This is a genomic window from Nocardia sp. NPDC004568, from assembly GCF_040609955.1.
Lineage (GTDB): Bacteria > Actinomycetota > Actinomycetes > Mycobacteriales > Mycobacteriaceae > Nocardia.
The window spans coordinates 52231-74315 of record NZ_JBEXLL010000011.1; the positions used below are offsets into that span (position 1 = coordinate 52231).

Annotated in this window: 18 protein-coding genes; 5 read left to right on the forward strand and 13 right to left on the reverse strand. The window is 68.5% G+C overall.

Features of this window, described 5'->3' with window-relative positions:
• Nucleotides 1–4: 4 nt before the first annotated feature.
• Nucleotides 5–826 (reverse strand): SDR family oxidoreductase, encoded by an 822-nt coding sequence (locus tag ABZV91_RS08430; RefSeq protein WP_355237427.1) that lies wholly within the window; start codon nt 824–826, stop codon nt 5–7.
• Between the two features lie 95 nt (nt 827–921).
• Between ABZV91_RS08430 and ABZV91_RS08435 the strand changes: the two genes are divergently transcribed.
• Both ABZV91_RS08435 and ABZV91_RS08440 read left to right on the forward strand, forming a co-directional pair.
• The gene (locus ABZV91_RS08435) at nt 922–1539 is read left to right on the forward strand and encodes a helix-turn-helix domain-containing protein (protein ID WP_355237430.1); all 618 of its coding nucleotides are present in this window, start codon (nt 922–924) and stop codon (nt 1537–1539) included.
• Between the two features lie 138 nt (nt 1540–1677).
• Complete coding sequence (locus ABZV91_RS08440) at nt 1678–3249, forward strand: alpha/beta fold hydrolase (RefSeq protein WP_355237433.1); 1572 nt, start codon at nt 1678–1680, stop codon at nt 3247–3249.
• Nucleotides 3250–3294: 45 nt separating this feature from the next.
• On the opposite strand, the gene ABZV91_RS08445 is transcribed toward ABZV91_RS08440, so the two are convergent.
• Nucleotides 3295–4173: an alpha/beta hydrolase gene (locus ABZV91_RS08445; RefSeq protein WP_355237436.1), complete on the reverse strand. Its 879-nt coding sequence runs from the start codon at nt 4171–4173 to the stop codon at nt 3295–3297.
• Between the two features lie 343 nt (nt 4174–4516).
• Here ABZV91_RS08445 and ABZV91_RS08450 point away from each other — a divergent pair, with 343 nt between their 5' ends.
• Together ABZV91_RS08450 and ABZV91_RS08455 are read left to right on the forward strand one after the other, a co-directional pair.
• A complete protein-coding gene (locus ABZV91_RS08450) occupies nt 4517–6448 on the forward strand; it encodes an MFS transporter (RefSeq protein WP_355237439.1) in 1932 nt (643 codons plus the stop codon).
• Complete coding sequence (locus tag ABZV91_RS08455) at nt 6445–7047, forward strand: TetR family transcriptional regulator (protein ID WP_355237441.1); 603 nt, start codon at nt 6445–6447, stop codon at nt 7045–7047. The genes ABZV91_RS08450 and ABZV91_RS08455 overlap by 4 nt, the downstream gene beginning before the upstream one ends.
• Nucleotides 7048–7216: 169 nt before the next feature.
• Here the strand turns inward: ABZV91_RS08455 and ABZV91_RS08460 are convergent, their stop codons facing one another.
• Genes ABZV91_RS08460 through ABZV91_RS08485 form a run of 6 tightly spaced genes read right to left on the reverse strand, consistent with a single transcriptional unit; the run spans nt 7217 to nt 13950 of the window.
• Nucleotides 7217–8392, reverse strand: a complete 1176-nt coding sequence (locus ABZV91_RS08460; protein ID WP_355237444.1) for a fumarylacetoacetate hydrolase family protein — start codon at nt 8390–8392, stop codon at nt 7217–7219.
• A complete protein-coding gene (locus ABZV91_RS08465; RefSeq protein ID WP_355237446.1) occupies nt 8389–9516 on the reverse strand; it encodes a hypothetical protein in 1128 nt (375 codons plus the stop codon). Before ABZV91_RS08465 ends, ABZV91_RS08460 begins: the two co-directional genes overlap by 4 nt.
• Complete coding sequence (locus ABZV91_RS08470) at nt 9513–10901, reverse strand: aldehyde dehydrogenase (NADP(+)) (protein WP_355237449.1); 1389 nt, start codon at nt 10899–10901, stop codon at nt 9513–9515. The genes ABZV91_RS08465 and ABZV91_RS08470 overlap by 4 nt, the downstream gene beginning before the upstream one ends.
• Entirely contained in the window at nt 10898–11365 is a 468-nt protein-coding gene (locus ABZV91_RS08475; protein WP_355237452.1) for a MaoC family dehydratase, read from the reverse strand. Before ABZV91_RS08475 ends, ABZV91_RS08470 begins: the two co-directional genes overlap by 4 nt.
• Entirely contained in the window at nt 11362–12711 is a 1350-nt protein-coding gene (locus ABZV91_RS08480; protein WP_355237456.1) for an MFS transporter, read from the reverse strand. The genes ABZV91_RS08475 and ABZV91_RS08480 overlap by 4 nt, the downstream gene beginning before the upstream one ends.
• Nucleotides 12712–12735: 24 nt before the next feature.
• Nucleotides 12736–13950, reverse strand: coding sequence for a CoA transferase (locus ABZV91_RS08485; RefSeq protein WP_355237459.1), 1215 nt, complete (start codon nt 13948–13950; stop codon nt 12736–12738).
• A gap of 208 nt (nt 13951–14158) precedes the next feature.
• Here ABZV91_RS08485 and ABZV91_RS08490 point away from each other — a divergent pair, with 208 nt between their 5' ends.
• The gene (locus ABZV91_RS08490) at nt 14159–15208 is read left to right on the forward strand and encodes a LacI family DNA-binding transcriptional regulator (RefSeq protein ID WP_355237462.1); all 1050 of its coding nucleotides are present in this window, start codon (nt 14159–14161) and stop codon (nt 15206–15208) included.
• A 248-nt stretch (nt 15209–15456) separates the two neighbouring features.
• Here the strand turns inward: ABZV91_RS08490 and ABZV91_RS08495 are convergent, their stop codons facing one another.
• The 5 genes from ABZV91_RS08495 to ABZV91_RS08515 all read right to left on the reverse strand — a co-directional run bounded on the left by ABZV91_RS08495 (nt 15457) and on the right by ABZV91_RS08515 (nt 21468).
• Nucleotides 15457–16386, reverse strand: coding sequence for a TauD/TfdA family dioxygenase (locus ABZV91_RS08495; RefSeq protein WP_355237465.1), 930 nt, complete (start codon nt 16384–16386; stop codon nt 15457–15459).
• A gap of 65 nt (nt 16387–16451) precedes the next feature.
• Nucleotides 16452–18116 carry an ABC transporter ATP-binding protein gene (locus tag ABZV91_RS08500; protein ID WP_355237467.1) on the reverse strand — a complete coding sequence of 555 codons (1665 nt, stop codon included), beginning with the start codon at nt 18114–18116 and terminating at the stop codon, nt 16452–16454.
• Nucleotide 18117: 1 nt separating this feature from the next.
• Nucleotides 18118–18828: an ABC transporter permease gene (locus ABZV91_RS08505; protein ID WP_355237470.1), complete on the reverse strand. Its 711-nt coding sequence runs from the start codon at nt 18826–18828 to the stop codon at nt 18118–18120.
• Nucleotides 18825–19784 (reverse strand): ABC transporter permease, encoded by a 960-nt coding sequence (locus ABZV91_RS08510; protein ID WP_355237473.1) that lies wholly within the window; start codon nt 19782–19784, stop codon nt 18825–18827. Before ABZV91_RS08510 ends, ABZV91_RS08505 begins: the two co-directional genes overlap by 4 nt.
• Before the next feature lie 52 nt (nt 19785–19836).
• Nucleotides 19837–21468: an ABC transporter substrate-binding protein gene (locus tag ABZV91_RS08515; RefSeq protein WP_355237476.1), complete on the reverse strand. Its 1632-nt coding sequence runs from the start codon at nt 21466–21468 to the stop codon at nt 19837–19839.
• Nucleotides 21469–22085 lie beyond the last annotated feature (617 nt).

Consider the following 22085-nt stretch of genomic DNA (forward strand, 5'->3'; position numbering starts at 1 on the left):
CCGCTCACCGATGGAATTCGCCGCAGTCGACGGTCAGCATCTGCCCGGTGACCGCGCTGGCCAGATCGCTGGCGAGGAAAAGCGTCGCGCGCGCGACTTCTTCCGGCCCGGCGAGACGCAACAGGTCCGTGGGCGCGGCCTTCTCCCGGTAGATATCGTCGTGGGTCACTCCGGCCTGTGCGGCCAGCCAGTCGAAATACGCCTTGTTGATGTCCTCGTACACATACGACGGTGCGACGCTGTTGACCCTGATGCCGCGCGGCCCCAGTTCCGTGGCCAGCGACGACGCCAGATGCGCCAGTGCGCCTTTCGACAGTTTGTACCCGGAGTACTCGGGCTGCGAACTGTAGGACACGCACGAATTGAGCATGATGATCGAACCTCGGGTCGCCGCGAGCGCGTCCGCGAACAGCGCCGAGAGACGCAGCGGCGCGAAGACGTTCGTCTCGTTGGCGGTACGCAGCGCGGCGAGATCGATGCCGGTGATCGGGTCCATGGGCGGTATGGCGAAGGCATTGTTGATCAGGCAGTCGACCCGCCCGAATTCGGCCTGGACCCGCGCGACCAGACCGGCCCGCTGTTCCTCGTCGGTGATATCGGCCGGGACCGGCAGCACCGTCGTCCCGGCCGCCCGGATCTTGTCGGCCAGCCGCTCGAGTTTGCGTTCGGTGCGGCTCACCAGCACGAGATGGGCGCCCATGGCGGCGGCTTCCACGGCGAGCGCGGTCCCCAGACCGGGTCCGACGCCGGAGATCACGACGACTCGGTCCTGTAGCAGGGGTACCGGCCGATAGATCCGATCGGCGATGGCGGGGTCAGCGGACACGCCTGCTCCTCCCAGTACACAGCGGTTACACCGTGTAACGACTTTGTTGTGACAGACTGTAACGACTCCTGCTCCCGTGAACAAGGACCGATTCCGTGACCGCACGTCATCGTCTGGGCCCGCACCGCGACCCCGCCGTGGACCGGGCGGTCCTGGAGGCCGCCCGCGAATTGCTGGTCGAGCGGGGTTACCCCGCGACATCCATCGACGCGATCGCCACCCGGGCGGGTGTCAGCCGGCCGGCGATCTACCGGCGCTGGCCGTCCAAGGCGCACCTGATCGCCAAGGCCGTGTTCCCGGATGTCGGCACGGCGGACGTCGCCCCCGATCTCATCGCCGAGGTGCGCAAGGTGATCCGCGGGACGATCCAGTTGTTCGGTTCGGCCGAAGCCCGGGCGGCCATGCCCGGCCTCATGTCCGATATGCGCGCGGACCCGAACCTGTACGAGAAACTCTCGGCCCGACTGGATACGCCCACCCGGCAGGAACTGTCGGACTATCTGGCGGCGGGCCGCACCGCCGCCGGCCCCGTACCGGATGCGAACACCCTGCTGGACACGATCGCGGGCGCGGCCCTGTTCGCCATGTGTATCCGCGATATCGACGATCTGGACGGTTTCGCCGCATCACTGGAAGACCTACTGCTGTACGGGATCGCCGGACGACGCGACGAAGCCGCCCGATCCGACGGACACGGTGGCGCGGACAGCTGACAGGACGGCAGGCCACCGGCCCCGGACAGCGACTCGCGAACCGGCGCGCCCGGCCGTCATGGGACACCGTCCGGCGCGGAATTCGCCGGTGTGACAGGATCGTTCGGTTCGTGACGCCGTACCGGGAAGGGCCCTGGATTGGATTCGCCTTTCGGAGCCGGCACAGTGCGCCGGGTCCGGCGCGCCGTGCTGGCACTCGTGGTCGGCGCCGGCCTCCTCGGCGCGCCGGCGCCGGCCGGGGCCGATGAGGGTATCGACCCCTACATCGACCGCCTCGCCGAATCGGCGGAAACTCCGTCGCTGCAATGGTCCGACTGCCAGGACGGATTCCGGTGCGCGACGGCCCAGGTACCGCTGGACTACAACCGGCCGCGGGACGAGCGGATCGAGCTGGCGGTCATCCAACTGCCCGCCACCGATCCGGACCACCGCATCGGCACCCTGTTCGTACACTTCGGTGGGCCCGGGGCCTCCGGGGTCGACCGGCTGCGCGAACGAGCTCGGTGGCCGTGGCTGTTCTCCGAGGAACTACGGGCCCGGTTCGACCTGGTCTCGTGGGACACCCGCGCGGTATCGCGCAGCGCCCCGGTGCAGTGTTTTCCGACGGAGGACGAGCAAACGGCCTTCCTCGCCGCGATGCCCGCGATGCCGGCGACGCCCGCCGAGGAGCCGCCCTTCTACGACTGGTCCGCCCGGTTCGCCGACCGCTGCGCCCAGCGGGCGGGGCCGATCCTCGACCACGCCTCGACCGCCGACACCGCGCGTGATCTCGAACTATTGCGCCGCGCGGTCGGCGACCCCTTGCTCACCTACCACGGCATCTCCTACGGCACCCAGGTCGGCGCCGTGTACGCGAATATGTTCCCCGGCCGGGTCCGGGCCATGGTGTTCGACGGATCGCTGGACTTCGAGGGCAATGTCAACGGTCACGACGGGCAGGGCACCCAGGTGCCGCTGGACACCCGGCAGAACGTGGCCGACGCCATCTCCGCCACCTTCGACGCTTTCCTGCGCCAGTGTTCGGACGCCGGCCCGCGCTGCGCGTTCGCCGCGGGCGACCCGAAACCGAAGTGGATCGCACTCATCGAACGGGCCCGGCTCGCCCCCATCGAGCTGGACGGCCGCGCGTGGACGTATTCGACGATCGTCAACGCGGCCGCCGGCCTGTCGCAGCCGTCCACCTTCCCCGACCTCGCCGCACTGCTGCAGCGGTTGTTCGACGCCGGCACCGCCCTCCCCGGCCTGTTGCCGGCCGGCGCCTCGTCCATCAGCAACCGCACCGAGGCCTACAGCGCGATCCAGTGCACCGACAGCACCGTACCGACCGATCCCGGCATCTACAGTCTTGCCGCGATATCGGAGGACCAGCGGGTGCCGTACTTCGGGCGGGTCGCGGTGTTCAGCAGTATCACCTGCGCGTTCTGGCGCGGCCACGCCGCCGACCGGTACACCGGGCCCTGGAACCGGCCGACCGCCGCGCCGATCCTGGTGCTCAACAACAGGTTCGATCCGGCCACGCCGCTGGCGGGCGCCTACGACGGCGCCGCGCAACTGGCCCGCGCCCGGGTCGTGGTCACCGAGGGAGTGGGCCACAGCAGTATGTACGTGCCCAGCACCTGCACCGAAAAGGTCAAACGGGAGTATCTGTTCACCGGCGACCTCCCGCCGGAGGACGCCCACTGCGCGGCCGACGGGTCGCCGTTCGACTAGGGCCACTCCCGGTGCCTGCTCCTGGCAGGTCTCCGTGCCAGTGGATTACATCGACTCCCACTGCGCGAGAGCCGTACGCACCGTCGCGACGAGGGCAAGCGGTTGATCCATCATCGGATGATGGCCGGCGTCGGCCAATTCGACGACCGTCGCCCGACGCTTGAAGGACCCTGCTATCGCCGATGCGGTATCACGCTCGACCAACCCGAGCTCGCACCGGATATACAGCGCGGGAGAATCCACCGTCCGGAGTAGGCCGGGCATGTCGATGCTCTCCTGTTCGAGCCGCTTCCGGAACATATCGGGATCGAACTTCCAGACCCATCCGTCGTCGGTGCGGCGTACCGATTCCTCCGCCACATGCCGGGCCACGTAGGGCAGCACCGTAGCCTGCGCCGGCTCGGTACGAAACCGGCCACAGATCTCTTCCTGGGTGCGGTAGGCCTTCGGCTTACGTCGGAGATGCCGGATGATGGTCTCTTCCGGCGGCTCACGGAACATCGGCGAGTCGATGATCACCAGACCCGCGACGGAATCACGATGTCGAGCACCGACCGCGGCGGTCACCCCTCCGCCCATACTGTGGCCGACGATGTACGGCCGGCCCGATACACCCCCCGCCTCGGCGGCGGCCATCACCTCGTCGGCCCAGCCGTCGAGTGGGTACCGGGAGCGCACGGTGCTGTCTCCGTGACCGGACAGATCGAGCGCCACCACGCGATATTCCGTCGCGAGCAATGGCGCGATATGGTCCCACCAGCCCGAATGCGCCGATCCGCCGTGCACCAGAACCACACCGGGCGTGCCGGCCCGGCCCCAGCAACGCAGGTGGACACGACCACCGGCCACCTCCACCTCACGATGTTCGGGCGCCTCCGCGATCGCTTCCGTGAACCATCGCGGTGCCGCCACCGCCGATGTCACCGTCACCTCCTTCGCCGCAGTCCCATTCCATGGACCATATCCACCCGGGCCACCGCCCGTTCGTGCGGATTGCGCCGGACATACGGGCAGCGCCCCGGTAGACGTCGGTGCGGCAGGTGGCGGAACCTGGGGCGCGGTCTGCCCCTGGGCAATACTCTCCGACCCGGCGAGCACCGGCCCCGGCCTCGCGATGTTTCTCACAATCGTCACCCGGCACTCGACCCGGGGTGGTGAACACTGGTTCACTCGTCGAGGTGAACAGATGTTCACCCCGAACGAAAGGTTTCCTGTGAGCGCGCCGGACCGCGTCGCAAAACCCGAAGGCGCACGGAGCCGGGCTGTCATGGCGACCCTGGCGCTCACCGGCACCGTCGTCTCTCTCCAGCAAACACTTGTCCTCCCCCTCCTGCCCGACCTTCCCGGCCTGCTGAACACGACAGCCGACAACGCGTCGTGGCTGGTGACCGCGACGCTGCTCTTCGGCGCGGTCTCGATTCCGACCGTCACCAGGCTCGCCGACATGTTCGGGAAGAAGCGGATGATGATGGTCGCCCTGGCCATCATGGTGCTCGGCTCGGTCCTCGGCGCTGTCAGCACCGAACTCGTTCCGATAATCATCGCTCGCGCGCTGCAGGGTGTCGGACTTTCCCTCATACCCGTAGGTATCGCGATTCTCCGGGACGAGTTGCCCCGCGACCGCATGCCGCTCGGTGTCGCACTGATGAGTGCCAGCCTGGCGATCGGTTCCGGTGCGGGGCTCCCCCTGTCCGGGCTGATCGCAGCGCATCTGGACTGGCATGCCATCTTCTGGGTCACCGGAGTGGTGGGAATGGTCGTCCTCACCGCTGTCTGGCGGGTGATCCGCGAGTCTCCGGTCAAAACCGGCGGGACATTCGACTACCGGGGCGCGATCATCGGATCGGTCGCTCTGACAGCAGTGATGCTCGCGTTGTCCAAGGGGGCGCATTGGGGCTGGACCTCGGGCATCACCCTCGCCTTCGTCGGCGCGGGCGTAGCGCTGTTGATGGCTTGGGTGCCGCTCGAACTCCGAGTCCGGAATCCGCTTGTCAATGTGCGAATCGCCGCCCGCCCGGCGGTCCTGCTGGCGAATGTGGCCTCGCTGCTGCTGGGCTTCGCCATGTTCGCGAACATGCTCGTCACCACCCAATTGCTGCAACTGCCGGTGAGTTCGGGTTACGGACTCGGATACGACATCTTGAACACCGGGCTGTGGATGGCGCCGATCGCGCTGGTCTTCGGCGCGATGGCACCGGTATCGGCGAAGATTCTCCGCCGATACGGCCCCGTGGCGACCCTGCTCACCGGAACGCTCGTCATGGCCGGTTCTTATGTGGGTCGCGTATTCCTCAGCGCCGATCTCTGGCAGATAGTCGCCGGCTCGGTGCTGGTGGCCGCCGGGACATCGATGACCTACGCCGCCCTTCCCACGCTGATCATGCGCGCCGTTCCGCTGACCGAATCGGCGTCCGCGAACGGCCTGAACACCCTGCTGCGGTACATCGGCACAGCCCTGTCCAGCGCGGTCATGGCCGCGGTGGCCACCATGAGCACGATCCGGGTCGCCGACGAGGTCTTTCCCAGCTTTCGGGCCTTCACCGTACTTTTCTGGGTTTCCGCTGGTGCCTGCGTCGTCACCGCGGTCATCGCGTTGGCCATGACCAGGCTTCGGGAAACGCCGGACGAGAACAACGAGGAACTCGACACATCCGAACATGCGCACGAGGCGGTGGCCGGCGGACGAGTACTCAACCCGTCGAAACGCCCGATCGGCCACGCGGTCGTCACCGTGTTCACACCATCGGCGGAACACGTGGATTGGAGTCAGGTGGACTCCGCGGGCCACTTCTCGGTCGCCCTTCCCGGGCCCGGCCGCTACCTGCTGGTCACCGCAGCCGACGGGTGGACGCCGGACTCCCGTCTGGTGGACGTCGACACCGGTGGCAGAATCGACGCGATCGTGCTGAAGGAACGTTTGATGATGGCGGGCACTGTGGTCGATGCGAGCGGGCCGGTGAGCGGTGCCCATGTGGTCCTCACCCGGCAGACGGGCGAAGCCGTCGGAACGACCCGGACCGGTGCGATCGGAGACTACCAACTGCCCCTTCCGCAGAACGGGAGATACATCATCACCGCGTTCACGAGTTCCTCCTCCACCGCACGCGCGATTACAATCGGGGGCTCGGGCCGTCGGTTCGATATCGAACTTCTCGGACCCTCCGCCCACGTGCGCGCCGACACGGTATCGGCGCGGTGACCCGAGCCAGAGATGCCGCGCTCGCCGCGGCGTCGAAACTGTTCGCGGAGCGTGGGTACCGACAGGTGACCATCCGCGATATCGCGCTGGCCGCGGGGCTGTCGCCCGCGATGGTGATGAAAGCGGTGGGAAGCAAGGAGAAACTCTTCCACGAGGTCGCCGAGGTACAGCCACTCGAACTCGACGGAATACCGCACGAAGAACTCGGCCGGACCCTGGTCCGCAACATCATCGACCGCATGCGAGCCGACGCGGTGGAACCGCTGGGACGCGCGATCATGCTGCGACTCACCGCCCCCGATCCCGAGACGATCCAAGAGAAGTTCACCAGTGGCTACTTCGACGCACTGGCCGAACGGCTCGGCGGCGGCGACGACGCCGAGCTGAGGTCCGAGTTGGCAGTCGGTGCGCTGATGGGCCTCGCCGCCGCGCTGCGAATCTTCGAAGCCCCCCACTCGGCCGCACGTTCCGAACAGGTGGTGCTGCGCTTCGGCGATATGGTGCAGGACCTGCTGGACGGAGACCACGAAGGCAGAACATCACCGCCACATACCCGTCCGGCGGACTCCCGGAGGTCACCGAATCCCTCGCCGCCGTGATCGCCGGCGGTCTGTGGTGGACCGAAGAGCACATCGATCGCTCGGCCCCGGGGTTCACCGACACCGTGGCAGCTGTGGATGTCATCGCCCCGACCGACTCGGCCCGGGACAGTCTCGACCCGGTACGCGGCAATCCCTCCAGGAGTAGGCCGGGCTCGATGCCGGCGTACTACAGCAGCCCCCGGGCGGCCAGACTGCGGAACAGGTCGGCGGTGCCGAACCGCCATGGCTCGCAGTCGTCGCTGGTGCGGACCCGGTTGATCAGGCTCCCCAGGGCCGGCGTGCCGATGGCGACCAGATCGTCGAGGTGATGGGTGAATCCGAGTCCCGGTTCGGCACGGTCCTGAACGGGGGCGAACATGGTGCCGAGGAAGAGCACCACGCCGTCCGGATACTGGTGGTGGCGGCCCATGAGTTGCCGGATGAGGTCCTCCGGGTCGCGGCTGATCTCGGCCATGGACGATTCGGCGCACAGCGTGAATCCGTCGGCACCCCGCACCCGCAGCGTCACCGTCAACTTGCGCACCGTGTCGAGATCGAAGGTCTCGTCGAACAACCGGACGAACGGCCCGACGGCGGCGGAGGCGTTGTTGTCCTTGGCCGCGGTGAGCAACAGTGCCGATCGGCCCTCGAAATCGCGCAAGTTGACATCGTTGCCGAGGCAGGCGCCGACGGCCCGGCCGGCGGACGAGATGACCAGCACCACTTCGGGTTCCGGGTTGTTCCAGGTGGAACGCGGATGAACACCGATATCGGTGGCCGTCCCGACACCGGCCATCGGCGCGGATTTGGTGAAGATCTCGGCGTCGGGGCCCAGCCCGACCTCCAGGTACTGACTCCACCAGCCCTCGGCGACCAATAGCTCCTTGAGCCGGGCGGTTTCGGCGGAGCCCGGGGTCAGCGCGGACAGGTCGGTGCCGACGTGTTCGGTGATCTGCTCGCGCACCCGGTCGGCCAGGGTGGCGTCACCGCGGCAGCGTTCCTCGATGACGCGTTCCATCAGGGAGACCACGAAGGTGACACCCGCGGCCTTGATCGGTTGCAGGTCGATCGGGCCGAGCAGCCACGGGATCCCGGGCCGCCGGAATTCCGGCGGGGTGTGGGCGACGGCTTCGGCGAGCGATCCGAGGTCCGGGCCGTCGCAGCCACGGACGAACGCGGCGGGATCGTCGTATTCGGCCAGATCCCGCACGGTGGCCACCCGCGCCGTGAGATCGATCAGGCGGCCCTCGCGCACCGTGACCACGCAGGGGCCGTCGGCGCACATCACCCGCCCGACGAGAACGGCGCGGTCGTGGTCGGCCGGGAGCAGGGTGTCGGCGGCCGGCGGCCAGGCGATGGTCACGATACGGTCCTCGGGGTCGGGGCCGGCCCGAGGCTGCGCTCGAAACTCTCGTTCACCTCGCGGGTGAGCCGGCCGATGTCGCGGTGGTCGAACAGGCAGGCCCGCACTGCCGCGGCGCCCGCGTTCTGGAAAGCGATGGCGCCCGCGTGCCGGGGCCGGACCCAGGCGTCCTCGATGGTCGCCCGGGTCGCCCGGTAGAAGTCGCGGCTGCCGGCGTTGGCGACGTCGTCGTCCCAGGCGGCGGCGAGCCCCGGCTGTCCCTCTTCGGCGGGAACGAACCGGCGCTGAGCGTCGGCGGACATGAGCCAGCGCACATGGTCGAGCAGCGCGCCGTCCGGGGTGCAGCGGCTACTGAAGGCGATACCCGTGCCGCCCAGGACCGATCCGCGCCGCCCGGCCCGGCCCCGCGGTGCGTCTCCGAAGAACAAGGGGCGCGGGCGACGGGTGTAGTTCACATAGCCGTAGACGTGTGGGCAGAAGTCCGGACCGTCTCCGGCGGCCATACGCTCCAGCAGGGCGATGGGGTTGTCGCTACCCGTGGCGGGCCGGTCCGCGACGAAATGCCGCAGTGTATCGATCGCCTCGTCGAATTCGGACTCGTCGAGGAATATGTCGTTGTCTCCGGGACGGGCTCCGTGGGCCACGGCTATGCCGCACAGGGTGAGGAACAGATGCGGCCCGGAGGTCGGGACCGCCGACTCCACCTGCCCGGCCAGTTCCACGGCCTGCGACCAGGTGTCGGGCACCGGGATCCCGCCGTCCCGGCGCACGCAGACCTGGGTGGCGGCATCCAGCGGCACCGCCCACAGCCGGCCCGCCATCTCGTAGGACCGCAGCGACGGCCCGACGCTCGCGGCCCGCCAGGCGGCCAGTTCGGCGGGTGCGAAAAGCCCTTCGAGCGGTTGCAGCGCGCCGGTCTCGATCGCCTCCCCGACGTGCGGATGATCCAGGACCACCAGGTCGTAGCGTTGCGCGGTCTCCGCGATGGGCGCCGATTCGAACCCCTCGAGCGCCTGGATGTCCCAGCGGATCGCACAGGCGGGGGCGTCCGGGTGCCCGGCCGCCGCCCGCAACGCCCGATAGCCGCGCGGATGATCCCAGGTGAGGCCCGCCCACTCTGTCATCGGCGCAACTCCGCGGGCAGCGTTGCGGCGGGCAGGTTCTGGTAGGCGACCGGCCGCGCGAACCGCAGCGCGGCCGCGGTGCCGACCGAGGTCGAGACGGGCGCGGTGGTGGCGGGCCACGGGCCGCCGTGCTGCTGGGCGTCGCTCACCGTCACCCCCGTGGGCCACTGGTTCCAGATGATCCGGCCCGCGCGTTCGGCGAGCACATCCATGGCGTCGGCGGCCTGCTCGTCGGATTCCTCGGCGCCCTGGACGGTCGCGGTGAGGGTGCCCGCCACGAGTTCCAGTACCGCCAAGGCCTGCGCCGGGTCGGCGTATTCGACGAGCACCGCGGCCGGCCCGAAGATCTCGGTGGTGACGAGCGCCGGATCGGCCAGCACGGCGGGCGCGGTGGTGGTGAGTATCTCGGCGCTCGGCGCATCGGGCGTGGCCGGCCCGGTACGCGCGGTCTCGACCTCCGGATGCCGCGCCACCGCCGCGAGCGCCGCGCCGAATCCGTCGGCGATCCGCGCGTTGAGCATGGGGCCCACGGCGGGCAGGGTCAGCCGGTCGAGGAAACCGCCCAGGTCCGGCACCAGTACGACGCCGGGCTTGGTGCAGAACTGTCCGGAGCCGAGGGCGGCGGAACCGGCGAATCCGGTGACGATCTCGTCGGCGCGGGCAGCCCACCCCGCGCGGGTCACCAGGACCGGGTTGGTGCTGCCGAGTTCGCCGTAGAACGGAATGGGATCCGGACGCGAGACCGCCAGGTCGAAGAGCGCGCGTCCCCCGGCCTCGGAGCCGGTGAAGCCGACCGCGCGGATCCGCCGGTCCCCGATGGCCTCGACCCCGGCCTGTTTTCCTTCGATCAGGCCGAAGAGTCCCTCGGGCGCGCCGGCGTCGCGCAGCCGGTCGGTGACCAGCCGGGCCGTCACCCGGGACAGTTCCGGATGACCCTCGTGGGCCTTGACCACGACCGGGCAGCCCGCCGCCAGCGCACTGACGGTATCGCCACCGGCGACGGAGAAGGCGAACGGGAAGTTACTGGCCGCGAAGACCAGCACCGGGCCGATCGGCACATAGCCGCGCCGGATGTCGGGGCGTGCGCCCATGGGCCAGTCCGGGTCGGCCGGATCCACCCGCGTCTCGAACAGGGTGCCCTGCTCGAGACGGTCGGCGAAGAGGCGGGCCTGGAAGGCGGTGCGCACCAGTTCGTTGCGCAGTCGCGGCAGCGGCAGCGCGGTCTCCCGGTGGGCGAGGTCGGCGAGGTTGCCGGCCTCGGCGTCGAGCCCCCGGGCGATCGAACGCAGCCAGGCCGCGCGCTCGCCCGCCGCCGCGCGCCGGGCCGGACGGCGGGCCAGATGCGCTGCGGCGAGGATCTTCTCGACCTCCGCGATATCGGTCATTCGTTCGGCTCCTCGGTGTGCGGCATACGGTCGACGGCGAGTACGTGTGTGCAGGCCAGCACCGTGTCACCGCGCTGGTTGACGCCGGTGTACTGCTTGGTGACCAGGCCGATCCCGGGGTTGCGGTGTTCGGCGAGATCGACGACCTCGGCGGTCGCCCGCACGGTGTCGCCGGGCCGGACCGGCCGGGGGAAACGGATCCGGTCGTAGCCGTAGGCGACGGCGCGGCCGTTGTATTCGACGGTGAGCCCGACGACCACCCCGAAGGTGAGTACACCGTGGGCGATCACGCTGCCGAACTTCGGCTCGGCGTAGCCGGGATCGGTATGGGCCGGGTGGTGGTCTCCGGTGAGGTCGGCGAACCGGGCGATATCGGCGGTTTCGATGACGCGGGTGCCCCCGTTCGCCGTCTCACCCAGTACGTACTCCTCGAAATACCGGTCCCGGAATTCGGGGGTGGTCATACGTTCGCTCCTTGGAACACCGTGCCGCTCGGGCGGTCTGTCACATGGTTGAAGTGGTCGTCGCTGCTCTGGTCGGCGTCGCTGCGGTAGCGCTTCGACAGGTAGACGGAGATGAACGCGACGGTCGCCATGCACACCATCCACACCGCCACCGGCCACCAGTGCCCGAAGCCGGCGAACATGGCGGTGGCGATCAGCGGGGTGGTGCCTCCCAGCAGCGCGCCACTCACCTCGCGAGCGAAGGCCACCCCCGAATAGCGCATGGCCGGCGGGAACATCTCGGCCAGGAACGCGGCCTGGGCCGCGTAGCAGGTGGCCACCGCGCCGACGAAACACACGACCAGGGCGAGGATGATCAGCGCGGGGACGCGGGTGTCGATGAGGGCGAACATCGGGAACGCCCAGACGATGCCGAACGCGGCGCCGAACAGGAACAGTCGGCGCCGGCCGAACCGGTCCCCTATCCGGCCGAACACCGGCATGAACACCGCACCCGCCACCAGGACCACCGCATTGATACCGAGCCCGGCCATGGCCGCGAGGCCGATATCGTTGGTCAGGTAGCTCAGCGCCCAGACCTGCGGGATGTAGGAGAACCCGGAGAGCATGAAGTTCGAGCCGAGGCTCAGGGCCAGGCGGCCCTTGGCCGTGCGGAACAGTTCCAGCAGCGGGATCTTCGTCTCGTCGGTCTTCGCCTTTTCGAAGCTCTCGGTCTCGGTGACCCGGCGCCGGATGTACAGGCTGATCACCAGCATGACCAGGCTCAGCAGGAACGGAATGCGCCAGCCCCACCGATCGAAATCGTCCCCGGTCAGCCACAGCACGACCTGGAAAGTGCCCAGGCCCAGGGCCGAACCGAGCCAGACGCCCCCGCCCGACCACGAGGCATAGAAACCACGGTGACCGCGCGGCGCCGCCTCCGACGACAGCACGACCGCCCCGGCATACTCCGCGCCGGCCCCGAGCCCCTGCACGATGCGCAGCAGGACCAGCAGAATCGGGGCGGCGAGGCCGATCGAGTGATAGCTCGGCAACAGACCGATGAGGGCAGTCGAGACGCCCATGATGCCGAGCGTCACGATCATGACCGGTTTGCGGCCGATCTTGTCGCCGAGATGCCCGAACACCACACCGCCGAACGGACGGGCGAAATAGCCCACCGCGAAGGTGGCGAACGAGGCCAGCAGACCCGTGGTGGGGCTGGCGTCGACGAAGAAATAGGTGTTGAAGACCAGGGCCGCGGCCGCGCCGTAGAGCGCGAAGTCGTACCACTCGACGAGGCTGCCGACCGCGGAGGCCGCGGCCGCGCGGCGCGCCTGCTGAACCGGTGGGGCGGTTGTAGTCATGAGAGATCTTTCGGTGATGCGTGGTCAGGAGATCCGGGAGACGGCCGGCGACCGGTAGCGATGGACGGTGCCGGCGGATTCGAGCTCGTCGATCCGTTCGGTGCTCACGCCGAGTTCCAGCAGAACTTCCTGGGTGTGCTGGCCGTTGAGCGGCGCCGGCCGGTAGACCTTCTGGGTCTGGTTGCGCAGCCGGAACGCGAAACCGGGGGTCACCACGGTGCCCTCGGTGGGGTGGTCGTATTCGACGAAGGATCGGTTGTGGCGGACCTGCGGGTCCGCCTGCAGTTGGGTGTAGTCGTACACCGGACCCACCCACACTCCGGCGCGGCCGAGCGCGTCCAGCCAGTGCGCGGTGGTGTCCGCCGCGAGGTTCTCGGTGACGAGCGCGGAGATCTCGTCACGATGGGTGAACCCGTCCCGCTCGGCGTCGTACCGCCGGAACCGGTCGTCACCGAACACCTCGGCCAGGGCGTCCATCTCCGCGAAAGAGAGCGCGAGATGACCGTCCGAGGTGGGAAAGACACCGTAGGGCGCCCGGATATAGGAATGCGCGTGGATCTGGTCGCTGGGCTCCTGCGCGACCCCGCCGACGGTGGCCACGCTGATCTCCTGCATCTGGGCCGCGATGATCGAGTCGAGCATATTGATCTCCACGAGCTGGCCCTCGCCGGTGCGTTCCCGATGGAACAGTGCCGCCAGCGCGCCTTCGCACGCCGAGTAGGCGGTGATGGCGTCCGCCAGGAAGAACGGTGCCGGGCGCGGCGCTTCGCCGGTGCGCCGCGCACTCGCCAGCCCGCCGCTCATCGCCTGGAGCAGGACATCCTGCCCGGGCCGGTCGGCATAGGGACCGGTCGCTCCGTAGCCCGACATCGAGACGTAGACCAGATCGGGTTTGAGCGCCCGCAGGGTCTCGTAGTCCACGCCGAGCCGGTCCGCGACGCCCGGGCGGTAGTTCTGCAGGAAGACATCCGCGCCGCGCACCAGCTCGTACAGCAGTTCACGCCCTGCCGGATCCTTCAGGTTCATCGATAGCGAACGCTTATTGCGATTGAGCGAGAGGAACGAGGCATTCACCTCGTTGCCCCGCGCTCCGCCGGCCGAGACGTGGCGTTGCCATTCGCCGCTCACCGGCTCGACCTTGATCACATCGGCTCCGAGATCAGCCAGTTTCTGCGCGGCGAACGGTCCGGCCATGGCGATCGACAGATCCAGTACCCGGATACCGTCCAGCACATTCATCCTGCTTCTCCCTACTTCGGGACCACTGTACGGGTGGTCACACAGTGTTCTGCGCCACGAATGTTAGCGGTAACGTTAGCGGTAACGCAAGGACTTCGGGTGAGCTGGGAGCCGCACGGCTACGAGCCGGTGAATGCGCCGCACCCGAGCGGCCACACCCGGACGGGTATGCTCCGCACACGGCGAGAGACAGGTTTCGGGAGGTGGCGTGGCCGGAGTGGAGCGGCGCCGGCGCGTACGCGCCAAATCGTCCACGAAGTCGGTCACCATGCAGGATGTCGGCCGCGCCGCCGGCGTCTCCGCGCAAACCGTCTCCCGGGCACTGAGTTTCCCCGATCAGGTCTCCGAGGAGACGCGGCAACGAGTCGAACGTGCCGTCGCCGACACCGGCTACCTGCCGAATCTGGCCGCGAGCAGCCTGGCCTCCAACCGCAGCCGCACCATTGCCGCGATCCTGCCGGTCATCTCCACCTCGATCTTCTCCGACACCCTGCGCGCCGCCGCCACCCGGCTGGGCCCCGCCGGGTACCAGTTGATCGTCGGCTACACCGACTATCACCCCGAACGCGAAGAAGACCTGGTGCGCGGGTTCATCCAGCGCCGCCCCGACGGATTCTTCATCGTCGGTACGCTGCACACCCCGGAAACGTTGCGGCTCCTGCGGAGCTACGGTGCGCCGGTCGTGGAGACCTGGGATTGGATCGACGACCCCCTGGACACCCTCGTCGGCTTCTCCAACGAATCGGCCACCGGCGACCTGGTGCGCCACCTCGTCGCCCGCGGTCACCGCAAGCTGGTCTTCGCGGGCACGATCAGCTCCGGAGACGCCCGCGCGGTGCGCCGCCGCGACGGGTTCACCCGCGCGGTCGGCGAACTCCTCCCCGGGGAACCCGTCCGGATCGTGGAACTCCCCGATCGCGATATCTCCATGGACACCGGCGTCGCGCTGCTCGACACCACCCTCGAACGCTTCCCGGAGGCGACCGCGGTCCTGTTCGCCACCGATGTCTTCGCCGTCGCGGCCGTACTCGCCGCGCAACGTCGCGGTATCGCGGTCCCGGAGCGGCTGGCCATCACCGGATTCGGCGATTTCGAGATGTCCCGTCATCTCAATCCGGCCCTCACCACGGTCAGCGTGGATATCGACGCCATCGGCACCCGGGCCGCGGATCTGTTGCTGACCCGGCTCGCCGGCACCGCTGTCGAGTCGGCCATGGTGGACGTCGGGTACCGCATCGTCGCCCGCGAGAGCGCCTGACCCACACCGGCACTTCTTGTCCGCGGTGTGGTGCCGGAAATCGTCATGAAGGGTGGTGCCGCGGTACTCGCGCCGATGGACGCCGCGCTCCGGTAGCAGCGGCACGATGTGCTCGGCGCACTGCGGCAGCGACTCCACGAACACCGTGCAGCCGTCCGCGGCCCCGCGGTACACCCGGCCGGTCAGTTCCTCCGCGACGGACGCGGGGGTACCCCGGGATCAGGTCGGCCGTGATTCGGAGATTCGGCTCATGCGCCGTAGAAGGGCTGCCCCGAGACCGACTCCGACTCGCGTCCGTCGACGCCCTTGGGCACCTCGCCCTCGAGAGTGACCCGGTAGAGCACCCGATCGTGGCCGAGGTGGCCGGCGTCCCCGATCGCCAGATGCGCGGTGGCGCGGTTGTCCCAGAACGCGATACTGCCCGGCTCCCAGCGGAAACGGACCGTGTACTCGGTCTTGGTCGCCTCGGCCCACAGCAGCTTCAGCAGTCGTTCGCTCTGCTCGGGAGTGAAACCGCGGATCTCCCGCGCCCCGCGAGTGAACCCGGGGCTGACGAACAAGGCGCGCTCACCGGTGCGCGGATGAACCCGGACCGCCGGATGGTAGGTGACGAGGTTCGCCTCCTTGATCTTCCGGTCCCGCTGGCTGCCCTCGGCCGCCCGGGCCTGGAACCGATGCTTGATATCCAGCGTGTCGACGAAGTCGCGCAATTCCTTCGGCAGGTTCCGGTAGGCGACGACGAGGTTGGTCCAGGCGGTGTCACCACCGTAGGGCGGCAGGATATCGGCCCGCAGGATCGAAGCGGCCGGCGGATTCACCAGGGCCGTGACGTCGGTGTGCCAGCTGTGGTCGTAGGACGTCCGCTGGCGGCCGAGGTTCTGCTCGTACCGGCGGCTGTCGATGGGCAGGATCTCCGGGAAGCCCTCCGGCGGGTTCTCCTCGTGCGGATGCGCCGGGGTGACCTTGCCGAAGCGCCGGGCGAACGCGACCTGCTCCGCGTGCCCGATCTCCTGGTCGCGGAAGAACACGACCTTGTATTCGTCCAGTGCCCGCTGGATCTCGGCGACGGTCGCGTCGTCGAGGTCCTCGCGCAGGTCGACGCCGGTGATCTGGGCACCGATGTAACCGGCGACCGGAACGACGTCCAGCACCGACGCGGAATCGGGTACAGCCGTCATGACTTGCCTCCTTGGTGTCGAGCGCGGCCGGGACGGACACGCACTGTTTCCTCCGCTGCGAGCTTTCAGCGGAAAGCGCTCTGTGCCAACGGCTTCGGGATGGAATCGATCAAACGCCCGGTGTACTCGGTGGCCGGATTCGAGAACACGTCCTCGGTGGCGCCGTGCTCCTGCACTTCGCCGCGCCGCAGCACGGTCACGGTGTCGGCCACCTGCCGCACCACGCTCAGATCGTGGGAGATGAACAGATAGCTCACCCCCAGTTCGACCTGGAGGTCGACCAGCACCTGCAGGATCTGGGCCTGCACCGTCACATCGAGGGCCGAGGTCGGCTCGTCGAGGACGAGCACCTTCGGACTCGGACTCAGTGCCCGCGCGATGGCCACACGCTGCCGCTGGCCGCCGGAGAGCCGGCGGATTCCACGGGTCAGCAACGACTCGTCGAGTCCGACGAGTCCCAGGACCTCACGCACTCGTGCCTGCCGCTGTGAGCGCGACCCTACCCGGTAGCGCACCAGCGGCTCACCGATCAACTGGGCGACCGAATAGGTGGGGTCCAGCGAATGAAACGGATTCTGGTACACCAGTTGCAGGTCGCGCCGCGCGGTGCGGAGTTGCCGCCGGCCCAGGTGCGAGATGTCCTGACCGGCCACCACCACCCGCCCGGCGTCGGGTTTCTGCAACCGCAATACGATCCGGGCGAGGGTGGACTTTCCCGAGCCCGATTCTCCGACGAGAGCATGGGTCCGGCCGGCCGGGATATCGAAGGACACACCCTTGAGCGCTTCGGTCCGGTGCTTGCCGACCTCGAACGTTTTGCGGATGCCGGACACCGTCAACGCCGTCTCGCCGCCCGGTTGCGCCCGGCGGGCCTTGGCATCGGCGAAGCGGTCGGGGTCGAGGCTCGGGATATCACCGATGAGTGCGCGCGCGTACTGCGATTTCGGGTCACGCAGGACTTGCGCGGACGTCCCCGTCTCCTCGATCCGGCCGGAGTTCAGCACGACGACCTGATCCGCGCGCTCGGCGGCGAGGGACAGATCATGGGTGATCAGCAGTACGGACAGGCTGTGCTCGGCCTTCAGCCGGTCGATGAGGTCGAGGATGGTCTTCTGAATGGTCACATCGAGCGCGGAGGTCGGTTCGTCGGCGACGACGAGGGCGGGTCGCTGCGCGATCGCGATACCGATCAGCACCCGCTGGAGCTGGCCGCCGGAGAGCTGATGCGGGTACGAGTGCAGGGCTCGTCCGGGGTGTGCGATCCCCACCGAGTCCAGCAGTTCGACCGCCCGGTCGTGGAACTCTCCCGGATGCGCGTATTCGGGCCGGCCGGAGGTGCGGAATGCCTCGAAGATCTGGTGGTCGATCCGGCGGACCGGGTTCAGCGAGGAGGTCGGGTCCTGCGGGACGAAGCCGATCTCGCGGCCGCGGATGCGCCGAACCTCGCGTTCACGCAGCCGCAGGACATCGCGCCCCCGGAACTCGGCGGTACCCCCGACCGCGACCCCGTGGTCCAGCAGCCGGAGAATCGCGTTGACCACCGTCGATTTCCCGGACCCGGATTCGCCGACGATCGCCACCGTGCTGCCGGCGCGCACGTCGAACGACACTCCGGAGACAGTCGGTGTCTCCAGCTTCCCGCTGTAGGCGACCGCGAGGTCACGGACGGCGAGCAGGGGCACCGGAGCCGGAATCGGCTCGGTCCCGAGCCGCAGATCTGTTGCTGTCATCTCACCTGTTCCTGCCGAGGTGCTTGCCGATGTGTCCGAGCGCCAGCACCGACCGGTACACATTCGGCAGGACGTGCCGGAAGAGCACCACCACCCGCCCGCCGCCGATCAGCTGTGCCGACTCGATGTACGCGATGTTCTGCACCCGCAGGGTCTCCGATCTGATCAAGCGGGCGAACACGGCCACCGCCGAGATCCCGACCGCGATGGCCGCGTTGACACTCGCGAAGCCCAGCGACACCACCACGATGACGGCCAGCAGGAAGCCGGGAATCGCCAGCAGGGCGTCGATCACCCGGCCGAGGATCGCGTCGACCGTCCGCCCGAAGAATCCCGCGACGAGCCCGACGACGCTGCCCGCGATCAGGCCGATGGCCACGGCCAGCAGTGCGGTCAGCACGGCCGATCGGGTGCCGTAGATGACCCGGGTCAGGATGTCGCGGCCCAGCTGATCGGTCCCGAACAGGTGATCCCAGGAGGGCGCCCGGAAGTTGTCGGCGGTGACCCCGAGGTAGGGGTCCTGGTCGGTGAACGCGCCCGGCGCGACCGCCCAGGCGATGATCACCGCGACCACGCCGACGGCCGCGATCGTGTAGACAGAGCGCAGCTCCGATAACGCCGGCCGCAGCCGGACGAGCGGAGTCGTGTAGATCGCCACCATATTCTTCGGCCTTCCGTCGATACTTCTCCGTGCGTCCGCGGCGGTGGTCATCTCGCGGCCACCGCCGGTCGCAGCCGTGGGTCCAGGGCGGGATAGACCAGGTCGACCACGAGATTGATGGCGAGGAACAGCGCCGCGGCCAGCACCACGGCGGCCTGCAGCACCGGAACGTCCTGCTCACCGACCGCCTTCTCCACGACGCTGCCGACACCGGTGCGACCGAAGATCGCCTCGGTGATGATGGATCCGCCGAGCAGGTCGCCGACGATGATCGCCGCGATGGTGGTGGTGGGTATCGCGGCGTTGGGCAGCAGATGCCGCGAGAGCAGTCCGAATCGGCCGATGCCCTTCGAGATCGCCACCGTGGCGTACTGCTCCGCGCGGGCGCTGTCGAGCGCGCTGATGAGCACCTGCGCGATGGGTGCCGACGCCGGGATCGCCAGCGTGACCGCAGGGTAGACCAGTGCGTCCGCGCTCCGGAAATCGCTGAGCACGAAAAGCCCGAGCTGGAAGGAGAACACATCGATGACGACCAGGCCGATGAGGAAATTGGGCACCGACAGGAACAGCGACGGGAAAGCACGCAGCAGGCCGCCACCGAACCGGCTCGGCAGGAAGAACACGCCGACCGCGAGAGCGAAGGCCAGCATCACCGCGAAAGCGAACGCCGTCCCCGCGAGTTGCAGAGTCGAGGGAACACCCGACCACAGCAGCGTCGAGACCGGCAGATTCGAGGCATAGGACAGGCCCAGGTCACCGTGCGCGAGACGCTCGAGCGCGACCCAGAGCTGCTCCCACGCCGGCCGGTCCAGCTTGAAATAGACCAGCATCTGCGCGATCTCGTCCTCCGTGTAGCCGTACTCGGGGTTGCCCAGCCGGCCGGAGACCGGGTCACCCGGCAGCAGCGTCACGATGACGAATACGACGACGTAGACGAGTAGGACCGTCACGACGGCCTGGCCGATCCGGGCCAGGACATACCGTGTGTAGTGCGACAACTCCCTCATTCCTCACTGCTTCCCATCCGGACCGGAATTGGGCCGAAAGCTCCGCGGCCGCTCATGTGTCGAGCCACGCGTCGTAGAAACTGATCAGGCCCAGCCCGTCGACGTGCAGATCACGGAGGCGGTCGGCGGCGCCCCAGGTCTGGCGGAATTCGTGCACCGGGATGTAGAAGGCGTGGTCGATGACGTATTCCTGCACCGCTTTCGACGCCTCGATGCGGGCCTGCTCGGATTCGGCCTGAATCAGGGTGTCCAGCAGGGCGTCGAGTTCGGCGCCGGGGGTTTTGAACTGGTTCGCCTGCGAGCTGTGCCACCACCGCCACATCTCGGTCTGGCTGCCGGCCAGCCAATGGTTCTCGTACAGCGGCACATCCGGCTGCGCCGTCACGGTGCTGTAGTTCGAGAAATCGGTGCCCTCGATTCGCAGCCGCACCCCGATCCGGCGCCACTGCTGGGCGATCAGCTGCAGATCCGCCTCGGAGGTGGTGATGAAGACCGAGGGGTAGATCAGGAAACTCAGCTGCGCACCGTTCTTGGTGCGGTATCCGTCGCGGTCACGACCGGTCCATCCGGCCTCGTCCAGCAGGCGCTCGGCCAGGGCCGGGTCGTAGGCGAATCTGTCGCGCAGATCGAGTGTGCCGGGGACGATCTCGTTGAAGGTCGACTTGGCCTCGGTCCAGGCACCGCTGGGATAGTTCGTCGCCAGGATGTCGCGCCGGTCGATCCCGTGGGTGAGGGCCCGGCGGACGCGGATATCGTCCAGGTGCGGGGCCGTCAGGCGCAGCTGCAGGCCCCACACGCTGCCGAAGAAGGTCGGGGCGATCAGCCGGTACCCGTCGGTGACGAACGGCTCCTCGGTCGGTTGTACGTAATGGATCAGGTCGACCTGCCCGGAGAGCAGGGACCCCGATCGCAGCGACGGCTCGACCACCTGCTGTACGGTCACCCGCTCGAGATACGCCGGACCGTCGTGCGACGCGTCGCCGCGCGGCCACGCGTAGTCCTCGCGCCGCCGGAGCACCACCTCTTTGCCGGGCACCCACGACTCGACCACGAACGGGCCGGTGCCGTGGATGGTGCCGAGATCGGACTGCGTGTCCAGGCCCGCCTCGATGGTCGCCGGAGCCAGGATGCCGACGGTCGTCCAGGCTCCGAGCTTCTGGATGAAATCGCCGAAGGGCGCGGTGAGCCGTACCCGCACCTCGTACTCGCCGACCGCCACGGCCTCGGCGTAGCTCGTCGGGAAATACGCGGCGCGCGGGATACCGCGCCCTTTGTCACCCCTGCCCAGAAGGTTGAGGTTGGCCGCCACCGCCGCCGCGTCGAGCCGCTCGCCGTTGGAGAACGTGACGCCCTGCCGGATCGTCAACCCGAACTCGGTACGCGCGTCGTTCTGCGTGAACCCGGTGGCCAGATGCGGCCGGAACCGTCCTCCGGCATCGTAGTAGAACAGGCGCTCGACCATCTGGTTCCAGACCTGCGCCACATGCCACGACCCAGTGCTCTGCTGCTGATAACCGTCGATCAGCTTCTCGTTGAGATAGGTGATCGTCCCGCCCGGCCGCGGTACCGAACTCGCCCGCGCGGCCTCCGGTGCGGTGCGGCCGGCGCACGCCGCCAGCAGGCCGGCGCCCGCCAGCGCGGCACCCAGACCCAGGAATCCGCGTCGCGCGAGTTCGTATGACATATGGCACCTTTCGGCCTTACGGCGAAAAATTGCCCTCGGCGCCCAGCGCACGCCGCGAACCAGAAAGTTGAGGGGACAAGCGAATTGCGCCGTGCGGAGGAGAATCCGCGGAATCAGGCGCGACAGCGACAACGCGAATGGCGACAGTCGCGCTGGCGCGCACCGGCAGTCGCAGGGAGTTTCGTGGTCATGGATACCAGCGTGCCCGGCCGGATCGTGGCAACCAACACAGTTCGGCTACAGGATTGCTGAACAGAAACTTACATATTGCGGGAGTAAAAGCCCGATGGCCGTCTCACCTGCGCAGAGAAATCCAGGCCGGAAAATCAATGGACGGAATCGTGGCGATTTCTACACTCGTCCTCCCGGACCGGACCGGCGGACGGCGCCGAGGGCGCCGATACGGCCGAGGTGTCGATGGTAGTCGGGGTGGCCGGTGTCGATACCATGGTCACGGCTGCTCCTGGCGCGCTGACGGTGCGGCCGGTCCGGCGGGTGGCGCCGGACGAGCGTGCCGGGCCGACGGCGCCCGGTGAGGGCGCCGGAGCGAATAGCGACGGCGCAGGTCACGAATTGTTTCGAAATAACGAATTCGACGGTCCTGTGGCGTCGGGCAC